This is a genomic window from Rhizobium sp. BK196, assembly GCF_014193255.1.
Classification (GTDB): domain Bacteria; phylum Pseudomonadota; class Alphaproteobacteria; order Rhizobiales; family Rhizobiaceae; genus Rhizobium.
In genome coordinates this window covers 723,600-737,660 of sequence record NZ_JACHZB010000001.1, presented here as the reverse complement: position 1 = coordinate 737,660, position 14,061 = coordinate 723,600, and the positions used below count along the sequence as shown (strand labels likewise).

At 60.2% G+C, this 14,061-nt stretch carries 12 protein-coding genes and 1 other RNA gene; all 13 read left to right on the top strand.

Translation table 11 applies throughout. From position 1 onward, the window contains the following. Positions 1-414 precede the first annotated feature (414 nt). The 13 genes from FHT78_RS03900 (at position 415) to murD (ending at position 14,061) form a co-directional block, all read left to right on the top strand. Entirely contained in the window at positions 415-1,122 is a 708-nt protein-coding gene (locus FHT78_RS03900; protein ID WP_183740785.1) for a DnaJ family molecular chaperone, read from the top strand. Further along, entirely contained in the window at positions 1,119-1,880 is a 762-nt protein-coding gene (locus tag FHT78_RS03895; RefSeq protein WP_183740782.1) for an N-acetylmuramoyl-L-alanine amidase, read from the top strand. The genes FHT78_RS03900 and FHT78_RS03895 overlap by 4 nt, the downstream gene beginning before the upstream one ends. 263 nt (positions 1,881-2,143) lie before the next feature. Then, complete coding sequence (locus tag FHT78_RS03890) at positions 2,144-2,761, top strand: lytic transglycosylase domain-containing protein (RefSeq protein WP_183740780.1); 618 nt, start codon at positions 2,144-2,146, stop codon at positions 2,759-2,761. An 80-nt stretch (positions 2,762-2,841) separates the two neighbouring features. After that, the gene (locus FHT78_RS03885) at positions 2,842-4,017 is read left to right on the top strand and encodes an FAD-dependent oxidoreductase (protein ID WP_183740776.1); all 1,176 of its coding nucleotides are present in this window, start codon (positions 2,842-2,844) and stop codon (positions 4,015-4,017) included. Positions 4,018-4,073: 56 nt separating this feature from the next. After that, positions 4,074-4,467: RNase P RNA component class A (gene rnpB / locus FHT78_RS03880), an RNA gene on the top strand. 429 nt (positions 4,468-4,896) lie between these two features. After that, positions 4,897-5,334: a division/cell wall cluster transcriptional repressor MraZ gene (gene mraZ, locus FHT78_RS03875; RefSeq protein WP_183740774.1), complete on the top strand. Its 438-nt coding sequence runs from the start codon at positions 4,897-4,899 to the stop codon at positions 5,332-5,334. Positions 5,335-5,351: 17 nt separating this feature from the next. Then, on the top strand, positions 5,352-6,377 hold the full coding sequence (rsmH, locus tag FHT78_RS03870) for a 16S rRNA (cytosine(1402)-N(4))-methyltransferase RsmH (protein ID WP_183740772.1): 1,026 nt from the start codon (positions 5,352-5,354) through the stop codon (positions 6,375-6,377). A gap of 1 nt (position 6,378) precedes the next feature. After that, positions 6,379-6,816, top strand: coding sequence for a hypothetical protein (locus FHT78_RS03865; RefSeq protein ID WP_183740769.1), 438 nt, complete (start codon positions 6,379-6,381; stop codon positions 6,814-6,816). Next, complete coding sequence (locus FHT78_RS03860; protein ID WP_183740766.1) at positions 6,816-8,564, top strand: penicillin-binding protein 2; 1,749 nt, start codon at positions 6,816-6,818, stop codon at positions 8,562-8,564. The genes FHT78_RS03865 and FHT78_RS03860 overlap by 1 nt, the downstream gene beginning before the upstream one ends. A 64-nt stretch (positions 8,565-8,628) precedes the next feature. Next, positions 8,629-10,089, top strand: a complete 1,461-nt coding sequence (locus FHT78_RS03855; protein WP_183740763.1) for a UDP-N-acetylmuramoyl-L-alanyl-D-glutamate--2,6-diaminopimelate ligase — start codon at positions 8,629-8,631, stop codon at positions 10,087-10,089. After that, positions 10,086-11,519 (top strand): UDP-N-acetylmuramoylalanyl-D-glutamyl-2,6-diaminopimelate--D-alanyl-D-alanine ligase, encoded by a 1,434-nt coding sequence (locus FHT78_RS03850; RefSeq protein ID WP_183740760.1) that lies wholly within the window; start codon positions 10,086-10,088, stop codon positions 11,517-11,519. The genes FHT78_RS03855 and FHT78_RS03850 overlap by 4 nt, the downstream gene beginning before the upstream one ends. 21 nt (positions 11,520-11,540) lie before the next feature. Continuing rightward, positions 11,541-12,641 (top strand): phospho-N-acetylmuramoyl-pentapeptide-transferase, encoded by a 1,101-nt coding sequence (gene mraY / locus FHT78_RS03845; RefSeq protein WP_183740757.1) that lies wholly within the window; start codon positions 11,541-11,543, stop codon positions 12,639-12,641. 7 nt (positions 12,642-12,648) lie between these two features. Continuing rightward, the gene (gene murD, locus FHT78_RS03840) at positions 12,649-14,061 is read left to right on the top strand and encodes a UDP-N-acetylmuramoyl-L-alanine--D-glutamate ligase (RefSeq protein WP_183740754.1); all 1,413 of its coding nucleotides are present in this window, start codon (positions 12,649-12,651) and stop codon (positions 14,059-14,061) included.

Sequence of the window (14,061 nt, the reverse complement as noted above, 5' to 3'; positions counted from 1 at the left end):
TGCGATCTCTCAGGTCTGAAGCCGCTTTAAGTCTTTGTTTTCCGGATGTCGTGATTGCAAAACCGCTGCACAGTCTTGCGCGACATGGTTCAGGTACCGCATGGATGCGGCAGAGAAAGTGACCTGTAAAGTAAAGAATTTACGAAAAACGCGGCTTTCTCCGGAGCGAGTGCTGATAGCAGCGATATAATCGGTTCAATGCCATTTAACCTATCTATAAGTGTTGTGGAAATCGCCGGCCGCTGTGCCGATAATGGGGCCAATGGCGGACACGGCGGATGGTCGCAGCATCAGCGACAATTACCGAATTGTGAAAACTGTTTTCGAGCCTGCGATCAATAGCTGCCTTGCAATGGCAACGATTATTTGGTCAAGGTGTTCTTCTGGAACTTGCTGCATTGCGAGAAGATGACGATGTCTTTCTGGGAAAAACTGGTGAATGCCATGGGCAATACCGCGGGCAATGCGCTCTCCGCGGTGGTCGAGGCTATTCGCACGGTTTTTGAGGGCGATCCGGAGACGCGTCGCAAGGTTGCTTTTTCGGTGGCTGTCATTGCGCTTTCGGCCAAGATGGCGAAGGCAGACGGTATTGTGAGCGAGAAAGAAGTGCAGGCTTTCCGCGATATCTTCGAGTTTCCTCCGAGCGAGGCGAAGAATGTCGCGCGCCTCTATAATCTCGCCCGCCAGGACGTTGCCGGTTACGAGGCCTATGCAGCGAAGCTGTCCACACTCTGCTCGACCTGCGCCGCCAATTGCCCGGTGCTGGAAGATGTGCTCGATGGTCTGTTCCATATCGCCAAGGCGGATGGGCTGATCCACGAGAATGAAATGAATTTCCTGCGCCATATCGCCGAGATTTTCCAGATGAGCCAGGCCCGCTTCGATCAGATCGCTGCGCGCCACGTTGCTGATGGGCGGGACCCGTACAAAGTTCTCGGCGTTTCGCCGGCAGATGATTTCCCGACGATCCGCCGCCATTATCATGTGCTCGTCAGTGAGCATCATCCAGACCGGCTTATCTCGCGTGGCGTGCCGGAAGAGTTTCATGCGATTGCCAATGAACGCATGGCAGCGCTGAACGATGCTTATGCGGCGATCGAAAAGGAACGCCGCGCCGCATGACCTCATTCGAGGCCGATTACAGACAAGCGCGCGTCCAGCCTTCGCCGAACCACGGCGAACGTGCCGATGGTCGCAAACCCGATATGATCCTGCTTCATTATACCGGCATGCCGAGTGCGGAAGGAGCGCTCGACTGGCTCTGTCGGGACGAAAGCCAGGTCTCCAGCCATTATTTCGTGCAGCCGAACGGTGAGGTCGTGCAGCTCGTGCCGGAAAACCGCCGCGCATGGCATGCGGGCAAGAGTTTCTGGCATGGCGAGACGGACATCAACTCGATGTCGATCGGCATCGAAATCGCCAATGCCGGCCATCCGGGCGGGCTTCCGGACTACCCGAAAGAGCAGATTTCAGCAGTGATCGAATTATGTCGCGATTGCGGCGATCGTTGGTCAATCGCGCCTGAAAGGGTGCTCGGTCACTCCGACGTTGCTCCGGTGCGCAAGGTCGATCCGGGCGAAAAATTCCCCTGGCGCGAGCTGCATCAGGCCGGTGTCGGCCATTGGGTGGAACCGGCCGCTATTACCGGCGGGCGCTTCTTCCAGCGCGGCGACTGCGGGCAGCCGATCGAGGCGCTGCAATCCATGCTGTCGCTCTATGGCTACGGCACTGAAATATCAGGCGAGTTCACTGATAAGACGGCCGGCGACGTCGAAGCTTTCCAGCGACATTTCCGCCCGGAAAGAGTGGATGGAATTGCCGATTTCTCGACGATCGATACGCTGCATCGCCTGCTGTCGGCGCTGCCGCGTTATTCCTGACCGGTGATAGTTTCCGATAGTGCCGATTTTCCATGTCTGGATGCGAAATCCGCACTGCCACATCATTTCCCTATTATCTCCTCATTGCGATGGTCTAAGAGCTTCCGCTAAGCGACGCCGATGGTTGTTCCCAAGCTAAATCGAAGGCGTCATGTGAAACGATAAGAATTGCTGCGAAGCCTGATCAGTTCTTGGTCAGGAATTCTCTATGACGGCGAGGCGCGCAGTCCGGCAATTCTTTGGGTCGGAGTGATTAAGACTACATGAGAAAACTGATTGTTGTTGCTGCAGCATGCGTTGGCATGGTGCTGGCGGGAAATAGCTTTGCTTTCGCGAATGACTGGGGCGTGCGAGCCGATGCGCCCGTGAAGAAAGTTGAGCGTCCGCAGAAGACAGCGGAGCGCGTGCATAAGAAAGAACGCCCGCAGAGGACGGCGCAGCGTGTGCAGAAGAAAACAGAGCGTCCGCTGAAGACGGCCGAGCGCCAGAGTGGCTATCCCGTCGCCAATGATTCCGGCAATTCCTATTCCGCACTCATCAGCAAATATGCCGGGCAATATAATGTGCCGGTGGCTCTTGCGACTGCTGTCATTCGTGTCGAAAGCAATTTCAATCCGATGGCGCGCGGCAGCCATGGCGAAATCGGCCTGATGCAGATCAAGCCGGCCACGGCTCGCATGATGGGCTATTCCGGTAGTGCCAAGGGTCTGTTCGATCCGGAAACCAACATCAAATACGGCATGAAGTACCTGGCGGCCGCCCACGATCTCGGTGGCGGACAGACCTGCAATACCATCCTCAAGTACAATGCCGGCCACGGCGCGACGCGCATGAATCCGGTCTCCAAGTCTTATTGCGGCAAGGTTCTTGCGATGCTCTGAACAGAATCGCCTGTCTCTGACAAGAGCTGGATGATTCAGTACGATTGCCATGTTATCGCTAGCCTTTAGCGAGGTGCGATATGGCAGTCGATTTCAGGTTCATCGTCATCGGCCGCGGCATGATGGGTGCAGCGGCCGCAAAATACCTGGCGCGCCAGACAGACGGTGTCGCCGTCATTGGCCCGGACGAACCGGAAGACCGTAGGGTGCACGAAGGCGTCTTCGCCAGCCATTATGATGAAGGCCGCATCACCCGGACCATCGATCCGGATCGCGACTGGGCCTTGCTCGCCAATCGCTCGATCGCCCGCTATGGCGAGATCGCCAAAGAGAGCGGCATTGATTTCTACACGGAAGCGGGCTGCGTCGGCGTGGCACCTGCCGGGAGCGATTATCTCAGGGATGCGCGGCAAGCGGCGGTCTCGCTCAGAGTCGAAACCGTTTCGCTAGATGAGAGCGGACTGAAGTCGCAATTTCCCTATTTCGCGTTTCCCTCCAGCAGCGCCGGCATTTTCGAGGCGAAAGGCGCAGGGCATATCAGCCCGCGCAAGCTCGTGAAGGCGCAGTCGCTGCTTGCTGAAAAGGCGGGGGCGACCGTCATCCGAGATTATGTCATCTCGACGCGGGAGGAGGGCGGGGCGGCTGTCGTCACAACGGCGGGCGGCGAGGTCTATCGCGCCGAGAAAGTGCTGCTTGCGGCCGGCGGTTTTTCCATTTCGCAGAATCTCTTGCCGCAATCCGTTTATATGACGGTTTACGGGCGCACCGTGACCCTTTTCGAAGTGGCGGAAGAGGATGCGCATCGCTTTGCCGGGATGCCGTCGCTGATCCTCGATGCGCCCGGCATCGCCATCTACCTGCTGCCGCCGATCCGCTATCCCGACGGCAGGCTTTATCTTAAGATCGGCGGTGATCCGGACAATCTGGTGTTGAACAATGACAAGGACATGCGTGCCTGGTTCCGCACCGACGGGCGCGAAGTTGCCCGCGAACACTTCGAGCGTATCGTTGCACGTATCGTGCCGGAACTTCAGGCGCGGTCCATTTCGAGTGCATCCTGTGCCGTCTCCTACACCAAGAGCCGTTACCCGATGATCGGTTATACCGCGTCGCCGCATATCGCTGTTCTGACAGGCTGCATGGGAACATCCGCCAAGAGCTCCGACGAGATCGGCAGGCTGGGGGCTGAGCTCATTCTGGCAGGCAGAATCAAGGATCAGGGCTACGCCACGGATTTCGCACCTTATTTCCGTTAAGCTCGGTCCTCATATTTCGTTGGCTTTTGCGGTCTTCCTCGTTTAAGGGAGCCCTGCCAGTTGGCCGGGCAGCCGCGCTTTACCAATGCCGAAAGGCGGTAAGGTGAGGAAAGTCCGGGCTCCACGGAAACACGGTGCCGGATAACATCCGGCGAGGGCGACCTCAGGGAAAGTGCCACAGAAAGCAAACCGCCTGTCTTGACAGGTAAGGGTGAAAGGGTGGGGTAAGAGCCCACCGCATCTCCGGCAACGGATATGGCACGGCAAACCCCACCGGGAGCAAAACCGAATAGGGATGACGCGGTCGGCGAAAGCCTTCCGGCCTGTTTCTGGGTCAGTCATCCGGGTGGGTTGCGTGAGGCAGCGTGCAAGCGCTGTCCCAGATGAATGGCTGCCACGTTCCGGTTCGCCGGAGCCATACAGAACCCGGCTTACAGGCCAACTGGCGATTAACTTCCCGGCGTTCCCACTGCCACAAAATCCGATCTCTTTCCTGACAAGTCATTGAAATGCCTGAAACCAACGCAAGGTCTCACGGGCCTTGCGAGACCGATTTTCCCGTTCGACGGCGGTACCTCAGGCAGTGTCGGAGAATCGCTTTCCTAACCCTTTGTTAAACTTAACAGCTTATAAATGTTTGATACTGTGTCCGCCTCAAAACGGGCTCATCCCATTGACGCCCATATGGTCCCATGCTATCCCAAATGCGCACTGCATCAGGGCAATCATCTGCCCATCCATCGCAAAGCAAAGGCGTCTTCCGGGTCGGAAGCGTCGGGAGGACCTTGGTTCTTTCGGCTTGCGAAGCTGTGCCTGACTTAGGGGGTTTTGGGCGGCAAAATGCTTTCCGGGCTCTTTCGGAAACGGGTGTTTCGTGTCATGAGCCGCTTCCTTTCGAATGCGACCAACAGGATCGATACCAAGGGCCGGGTTTCCGTGCCGGCGGCGTTTCGGTCGGTGCTGGCGCAGCGCAACGTTCAGGAGCTTTATTGCTTCCAGGACTTTGTGTTTCCGGCGATCAGCGTCGGTGGCTCGGATCTTCTGGAAAGGTTCGAGCGGCAGATTGCGGCGGAGGATCCGTTTTCGCCGGATGCAAACGAGATGTCGCTTCTCATTCATGGGGGCGGGGTCTTCATGAAGCTCGACGCCGAGGGGCGGTTGATGGTCACGGATTTTATTCGCGACTTCACTGGTATTTTGGACGAGGTGACCTTCGTGGGTCGGGCGGATCACTTTCAGCTCTGGCAGCCGCAGGCATTCGCGGCCGCGCAGGCGCAGGCACGAGGGGAGCGCAAGCTGGCGGGCAAGCGTTCCTGAGAAAACGAGGGAACGGAATGGTGGCGAATCCTGGCGGAGGTTCATCTGAAGCCGGTGGCGGACCGGTTCGCCACATTCCGGTTCTTCTCAAGGAAGTGCTTGCGGCGCTGGAGCCTTCTTCCGGCAAGGTCATTCTCGATGGCACTTTTGGCGCGGGCGGATATACTTCCGCTATTCTCGATGCCGGTGCTGATGTGATCGCGCTCGACCGCGATCCGACGGCGATTGCTGCAGGCCAGGCGCTCGTCGCCAAGCATGGCGGTCGCCTCAAGCTCATTCATTCGCGGTTTTCTGCGCTTGCCGATCATGCGCCGGAAGGCGGTCTCGATGGCGTTGTGCTCGATATCGGCGTTTCCTCCATGCAGATCGACGAGGCCGAGCGTGGCTTTTCCTTTCAGAAGAACGGCCCGCTCGATATGCGCATGTCGGCTGCGGGTGTTTCGGCTGCCGATGTCGTCAATCGTGCCAAGGTCGCCGATCTTATCCGGATATTCCATTATCTCGGCGAGGAAAATCAGGCGCCGCGCATCGCGCACGCCATCGACAAACATCGTGCCGAAAAGCCCTTCGAGACGACGCGCGATCTTGCCGGTCTGATCGAGCTGGTGACGCCGCGCAAGATGAAGGACAAAATCCATCCGGCGACACGTGTCTTCCAGGCGCTGCGCATCTTCGTCAATGACGAGCTTGGCGAGCTGGCGCAGGCGCTGTTTGCCGCCGAGCGGGCGCTGAAGCCCGGCGGTCGCCTCGTTGTCGTCACCTTCCATTCACTGGAAGACCGGATCGTCAAGAAGTTCTTCTCCGACCGGGGCGGCAAGGCGTCGGGTTCGCGCCATCTGCCGATCGCGCATGAGCGCGCGGCGACCTTCGAGCCGGTCGGCAAGTCGATGGTTTCGGCCGGCGAGGAGGAAGCTCAGGCCAATCCGCGCGCCCGTTCCGCCAAGCTGCGTGCCGGCCAGCGCACCGCCGCTCCCGCTGAAGCAGAAGACATGTCGCTCTTCGGTTTCCCCAATCTTGCCAGCCTCGGAAAGCTTGGAGCTTGATATGCTGAGAACGTTCGATCTTGTCCTCATTGGCATTATGACGGCCGCGGCCGCCGTCACCTACACGATCAAGCACCGCGCCGAGCTGAAGCTCGAGGAGGTTCAGCGCCTCGAAGCGGAGATCAAGCTGGAGAAAGACACGATCGATCTCCTGAAGGCCGACTGGGCGCTGCAATCGCAGCCGAACCGGCTGGAGCGGCTGGTCAACGCCTATAATGGCGAGCTGCAGCTGCAGCCGACGGATTCGACCGCGCTTGCCCATGCGCGCGAACTGCCGATGCTGAAGTCGCAAGTTCCTCCACCTGATCTGACGGAAGCCAAGGCCGGCGCCAAGCCGGGTGCTAAAGCCGGTACGGGTGCCAAGGGTCAGCCGACCCCGATGCCGGCGCCGCGCGAAGCTGAAGATGCGGATCAGATCGAAACGGGGGCGGTGGAATAATGTCCTTTCTTTCCCGCATCATGGTGCTGAAGAGCCAGGCGCATTTTTCCGCAGGCGTCTACAGCCGTTTCGGCGCCCCCTCGGGCATGGCGATCGAAGGTTCGCGCAAACGCAAGTCCGGGCAGGCCAAGAGCCGTGTCGGACTGCTCATCTTCGGCTTTACCGTCGTCTATGCCATTATCGGCGGCCGTATGGTCGAATATGCGATGAAGGAGCCGGAATCGGTCTCGTCCATCCTCCCGCCCGACCGGCTGATGGCCTCGCGCCCTGATATTATCGACCGCAATGGCGAAGTGCTGGCGACGGACATTCGCACGGTTTCGCTGTTTGCCGAGCCGAACAAGATCGTCGATCCTGACGAGGCCGTCGAGAAGCTGCAGACCGTACTTTCCGACCTCGACGTCAAGGACACTTATAAGAAGCTTTCGAACCGCACCTCGCATTTCGCCTGGCTGCGTCGCCAGTTGACGCCGAAGCAGCAGAGCCAGATCCTGGCGCTCGGCATTCCCGGCATCGGATTCCGTCCGGAAAAGCGCCGGTTCTATCCGGGCGGCGCGACGGCTGCGCACATCCTCGGTTACGTCAATATCGACAACCGCGGCGTTGCCGGCATGGAAAAATATATCGACGACCAGGGGCTCGCCGATCTCGCCTCGGTCGGCATGACGAGTAATCAGCCGCTGGAGCCGGTGCGCCTTTCGATCGATCTGCGCGTGCAGGCGATTGTGCGTGATGTCGTTGCCAATGCCGTCGTCAACTACAAGGCCAAGGGTGCGGGCGCGGTCGTTCTCGATGCGCATACGGGCGAGGTGGTTGCCATGGCGTCTGCGCCGGATTTCGACCCGAACAATCCGCAGGAAGGCTCCAAGGACGGCTGGCTGAACCGCATGTCGAACGGCACGTTCGAAATGGGCTCCACCTTCAAGACCTTCTCGACCGCCATGGCGATCGACAGCGGCAAGGTTTCGCTGAAGGACAGTTTCGACGCTACCAACCCGATCCGCATCGGCGGCTTCACCATTCACGACTTCCACGGCCAGCGCCGCTGGCTGACGGTGCCTGAGATCTTCGAATATTCCTCCAACATTGGCACGGCGAGGATGATCGACCTCGTCGGCATGGACCTGCAGAAGGAATATCTGACGCGCCTCGGCTTGCTGACCAAGATGCAGACCGAACTGCCCGAAGTGAAGATGCCGAGCCAGCCACGCGTCTGGAAGAAGATCAACTCGATCACGATCTCCTTCGGCCATGGCGTGGCCACCACGCCGCTGCAGACGGCTGTTGCCGGCGCCGCGCTCATCAACGGCGGCAAACTGATCGAACCGACATTCTTACCGCGCAATCGCGAGCAGGCCGACGAAGTCGCCGAGATGGTCGTCAAGAAGAGCACCAGCGACGACATCCGCTATCTTTTCAAACTGAACGGCATGAAGGGGTCGGGCCGCAATGCCGACGTGCCGGGTTTCCACGTTGGCGGCAAGACCGGCACGGCCGACAAGGTCGTCAACGGCCGCTATGCCAGCAACCTGAATTTCAACGCTTTTCTTGCGGCTTTCCCGATCGACAATCCGAAATATGTGGTGCTGACATTCTGCGACGAACCGCTGGATGGTGAGCAGCATCAGCGTATCGCCGCCTATACGGCAGCACCTATGGTCAAGAACATCGTGCGGCGTGCAGCTCCCATTCTCGGTGTCGAGCCGGAATTTGGCGAAGACGGCTCGGCCTTGTTGGTGTCTTATTGAGTGTGAATCAATGTCGGCGTCGATTCGTAAGGGGCGGTCGACCTGAACCAGAGAAGTGCATTCGATGAAATTGCGGGACCTCGCCGGAAATGCGTTTCCGGAACTCAAAGCTGAACTTGAAGGACCGGCCGGGGCGCTGGATATATCTGGCTTGTCTTCCGACAGCCGGAAGATCGCACCCGGAATGGCTTTCGTGGCGATTGCCGGCTCGAAGGCCGATGGTGCGGGCTTCATCGCCGATGCAGTTGCCAAGGGTGCTGCCGCCGTTATCGCATCGCATGCAGCCAAGACCTCCGTACCGGTTCTGGTCGTTTCCGAGCCGCGCCGTTTTCTCTCCGTTGCCGCTTCGCATTTCTACGGCCGACAGCCGGCGACCATGGTTGCCGTGACGGGCACGGCCGGCAAGACCTCGGTTGCCTCCTTCGTCAGGCAGATCTGGGCGCATGCCGGCCATGCGGCTGCAATGATCGGCACGACCGGCGTCATCTCGCCGACGCGCAATGAATATGGCTCGCTGACGACGCCCGATCCGGTTTCGCTGCACAAGCTGCTGGCGGAACTTGCCGATGAAGGCGTCACGCATGCCTCGATGGAGGCGTCCAGCCACGGGCTCGACCAGTATCGCCTCGACGGCGTAAAGCTCGCGGCAGCCGCCTTCACCAATCTCGGCCGCGACCATATGGATTACCATCCGACGGTCGAAGACTATATGGCCGCCAAAATGCATCTCTTCGACCGGGTGCTGCCGAAGGGCTCGCCGGCCATCGTCTTCGCCGACGATCCGTGGTCGGAGCAGGCGATCAAGGCAGCGGTCACTGCTGGCCATGATGTGCGCACGGTCGGTCGCAAGGGTACTTATCTGACACTGAAGCGTGTCGAGCATTTCCGTCACAAGCAGGTCGCGGAAGTCCATGCCGAAGGTGAGATCTTCGAAGTCGATATTCCGCTCGCCGGGGATTTCCAGATCGCCAATGCGCTGGTTGCCGCTGCGCTCGCCATGTCGACGGGTGTGCCGGCAAAACTCGCCATGGCGGCACTCGAAAAGCTGCAGGGCGCTTCCGGCCGTCTTGAGCTGGTCGGTCATACCAAAGACGGCGCGCTTGCCTATGTCGATTACGCTCATAAGCCGGACGCGCTGGAAAATGTGCTAAACTCGGTGCGTCCGTTCACGACGGGCCGCGTCATCGTCGTGTTCGGCTGCGGCGGCGACCGCGACCGCGGCAAGCGTCCGATCATGGGCGAGATCGCCTGCCGGCTCGCCGACGTCGTGATCGTCACCGATGACAATCCGCGCTCGGAGGAGCCTGCTGCGATCCGCGCCGAGATCATGGCAGCCGCGACATGCGCTTCCGAGATTGGCGACCGCGCAAAGGCGATCCGCGAGGCGGTTCTGCAGCTGAAGTCCGGCGATACGCTGATCGTTGCCGGCAAGGGACATGAAGAGGGGCAGACGGTCGGCAGCGTCACGCTGCCGTTTTCCGATCACGCCGAAGTGCGCAAGGCTTTGGAGGAGCGGGTACCATGAACTGGCTCTGGACCACCGAAGACATGATCGCCGCGATGGCGGGCCGTCCGTTCGGCTCGCTGCCGCAGGGCATTACCGGCATTTCCATCGACAGCCGCTCGATCGCGCCCGGTGAGGCCTTCTTCGCGATCAAGGGCGACCGCGTGGATGGGCACGATTATGCTTCGATGGCGATGGCAAACGGCGCGTCGCTGCTTGTTGTCAGCGAGGCCCGCCTGCCGGCCATGGGGCGCCTGACGGTGCCGATGATCGTGGTCGAGGATGTGCTTGCCGCGCTCGGTAAGCTGGGACAGGCATCGCGCGAGCGCTCGCGGGCGAAGATCATCGCCGTCACTGGCTCGGTCGGCAAGACGACGACCAAGGAGATGCTGCGCCAGGTGCTGTCTCCTTCCGGCAAGGTGCATGCGTCGGTTGCTTCCTTCAACAATCATTGGGGCGTGCCGCTGACCTTGGCCCGCATGCCGATCGATACCTATTTCGGTGTTTTTGAAGTCGGCATGAACCATCCGGACGAGATCCGGCCGCTGGTCAAGATGATCCGGCCGCATGTGGCTGTCGTCACGACGATCGCGCCGGCCCATCTCGGCAATTTCCAGAACGTCCAGGAAATCGCCGCCGCCAAGGCGGAAATCTTCGAGGGGCTGGAGCCGGGCGGCGACGTCGTTCTCAACCGCGACAACGATCAGTTCAATTTCCTGAAGCAGGCCGCCCAGGCGCTCGGTATCACGAAGATCCATTCCTTCGGCCAGCATGCCAAGGCGGAATTCCGCCTCGCTGAGTTCAACGGCTCGGACGAAAGTTCGACGCTGTGGATGACTGTCGCAGGCGATACCAAGGAAGTGCGCATCGGCGCACCGGGTCGCCACATCGCTGAGAATGCGCTCGCTGCATTGGGCGTCGTGACAATCGTCCGCGCCAGCCTCGACAAGGCAATCGAAGCGCTTGCGACGTTGAAGCCGGAAAAGGGCAGGGGCAAGCGCTACAGGCTTCCGATCGGCAATGGCAGCTTCACGCTGATCGATGAGAGCTATAACGCCAACCCTGCCTCCATGCGCGCGGCGATCGCGCTGCTTGCGAGCGCCGAACCGACCGGCCGGGGGCGCCGCATCGCGGTGCTCGGCGATATGCTGGAGATGGGCGAATTTGCCGAGCAGGTCCATGCGGATCTCGCCGGGCCGCTGCTGGCCGCCGGTCTCGAACATGTCTGGCTCGCAGGACCCGAGATGGTGACGCTGAAAGAATCGCTTCCCGATAGCGTCGCGGTCGAGCATCGCGAGAAGACGGAAGAATTGTTGGAATTCGTATTGAACTCGGTCGCACCTGGCGACGTGTTGATGGTGAAGTCGTCTCTGGGGATCGGTTTTGGCAAGATTGTCGCCGCGCTTCTTGACAAGTACCCGCCAGTTTCAGACACGCAACGCGAACCATGATCGGGTAAAAAGGGGCCTTGAATGCTGATTTGGCTAGTCGAACTGTCGGAATATTTCAAATTTCTGAATTTGTTCAGGTATATTACCTTCCGAGCTGGTGCCGCTCTTTTCACCTCCGCTCTGATCGTCTTCCTCTTCGGACCTGCCATCATCAATTCGCTGCGCATCCGGCAGGGAAAAGGCCAGCCGATCCGCGCCGACGGGCCGCAGACGCATTTCAAGAAGGCGGGAACGCCGACCATGGGCGGCCTGATGATCCTGGCCGGCATTGTCGGCGCGTCGTTGCTCTGGGCCGATCTTTCCAACGTCTACGTGGTGGCGACGCTGCTGGTGACGCTCGGCTTCGGCGCGATCGGCTTCTATGACGACTATCTCAAGGTCACCAAGCAAAGCCACAAGGGCTTTTCCGGCAAGGCGCGCCTCGGCATCGAGTTTATCATTGCGGGTATTGCCGTCTATTTCATGATGCGCACGGCGCTGGCCTCCGGCGCTGCCGGCTCGACCTTCGGCTCCTCGATCGCATTCCCCTTTTTCAAGGACTTCCTGATCAATATCGGCATTATGTTCGTCGTCTTCGGTGGCTTCGTCATCGTCGGCGCCGGCAATGCCGTGAACCTGACCGACGGCCTCGATGGGCTTGCCATCGTGCCGGTCATGATCGCCGCGGCCGCCTTCGGCATCATCGCCTATCTTGCCGGTAACGCCGTTTTTGCAAATTACCTGCAGATCAATTTCGTAGTGGGAACGGGCGAGCTTGCCGTCGTCCTCGGCGCCGTCATAGGCGCGGGCCTCGGTTTCCTGTGGTTCAACGCGCCGCCGGCGGCCATCTTCATGGGCGACACGGGGTCGCTCGCGCTCGGCGGCACGATCGGCACGGTTGCCGTTGCCACGAAGCATGAGATCGTCATGGCGATCGTCGGCGGCCTGTTCGTCATGGAGACGCTCTCGGTCATCATCCAGGTCGGCTTTTTCAAGATGACCGGCCGGCGCGTCTTCCTCATGGCGCCGATCCACCATCACTTCGAAAAGAAGGGTTGGACGGAAAGCCAGGTGGTGATCCGCTTCTGGATCATCGCCGTCGGCCTCGCCATGCTCGGCCTTTCCACCCTGAAGCTCCGGTGAGGCCGTCATGATCCCGGTCACGACGCTTGCAGGAAAGAAGGTTGCTCTCTTCGGTCTCGGCGGCTCAGGTCTGGCCACGGCCAAGGCGCTCGTCGCCGGAGGTGCGGATGTTACGGCCTGGGACGACAATCCTGACAGCGTCGCCAAGGCTGCGGCAGAGGGTGTAGCGACTGCCGACCTGCACACGATCGACTGGAGCGCGCAGGCGCTCTTCGTGCTTTCGCCCGGCGTGCCGCTCACCCATCCGAAGCCGCACTGGACAGTCGACCTCGCGCGTGCTGCCGGCGTCGATATCGTCGGCGATGTCGAACTCTTCGTGCGGGAGCGCCGGGCGCATGCTCCCGATTGCCCCTTCGTCGCGATCACGGGGACCAACGGCAAATCGACGACGACGGCGCTGATTGCCCATATCCTGAAATCGAGCGGGCGTGACACGCAGCTCGGGGGCAATATCGGCACGGCCGTGCTGACGCTCGATCCGCCGAAGGCCGAGCGCTACTTTGTCGTTGAATGTTCTTCCTACCAGATCGATCTGGCGCCGACGCTTAATCCATCCGCCGGCATCCTTCTCAACCTGACGCCCGATCATCTCGATCGCCACGGCACGATGCAGCATTATGCCGATGTCAAGGAACGGCTGGTCGCCGGCAGCGATGTTGCTGTTGTCGGCGTCGATGACAGCCATTCGGCGCTGATTGCCGACCGCATCGAGCGGGCAGGGGTAAAGGTTATCAGGATCTCGCGCCGCAATGTGCTGGCCGACGGTATTTATGCCGAAGGCACGAAGCTCATCCAGGCAGCATCCGGGGCGATGCTGCCCTTCGTCGATCTCGATGGCATCCAGACGCTGCGCGGCAGCCATAATGCGCAGAACGCGGCTGCTGCGGTCGCCGCCTGCCTTGCCGTCGGCGTTTCCGCCGAAGACATCCGTGCGGGGCTGGCATCGTTCCCCGGTCTCAAGCACCGCATGCAGCCCGTCGGCCAGCGCGGCAATGTCGTCTTCGTCAACGATTCCAAGGCCACGAATGCGGATGCTGCGGCTCCGGCACTTTCGAGCTACAGCAGGATCTACTGGATCGCCGGCGGATTGTCGAAAGCCGGTGGCATCATGACACTTGCGCCCTATTTTCCGCGCATCGCCAAGGCCTACCTGATCGGCGAGGCGGCGGCGGAATTTGCCGCCACACTCGGCGAGGCGGCACCCTACGAAATATCAGGCACGCTGGAACGGGCCGTGGCGCATGCCGCAGCTGATGCCGAAAAGGATGAAACCGGCCAAGTGGCCGTGATGTTATCCCCGGCTTGCGCAAGCTTCGACCAGTACAAGAACTTTGAAGTCAGGGGCGATGCCTTTGTCGGCCATGTGGCCGCCCTTGACGGCGTGACCATGCTGATCAATTCGGCGACAGGAGATAAATGA